We start from the raw sequence: 207 nt of genomic DNA, 5'->3' as shown, positions 1-207 counted from the left end.
TGACCCGAGTCGAGGCGGTGCGCGGCCACCGACCGGGCGAGCGCGTCGACGTCCGCCTCCGGCGCGTCCTCCTGCGCGGCGGCTTCGAGCGCGTACCGCCAGCGGGCGGCCTGTTGTCCGGGGGAGGCGCCGGCCACGGTCAGGACCACCGGCGTACGGGCCGCCCAGTCGGGATCCCAGCTCTGCCCGCCGTACGTGAACAGCGGG

General features: G+C 77.3%; 1 protein-coding gene. It reads right to left on the bottom strand.

Features of this window, described 5'->3' with window-relative positions; translation table 11 throughout:
- Window positions 1-207: hypothetical protein (locus G3I40_RS26795; protein ID WP_164304729.1), on the bottom strand; the 207-nt coding region annotated here is incomplete at both ends.

Origin of the sequence: Streptomyces sp. SID14478 (genome assembly GCF_010548525.1) — a bacterium.
In the GTDB taxonomy this organism is placed as follows: Bacteria; Actinomycetota; Actinomycetes; order Streptomycetales; family Streptomycetaceae; genus Streptomyces.
The sequence above is the reverse complement of the archived record's forward strand: the minus strand, read 5'-3'. Positions and strand labels throughout refer to the sequence as shown.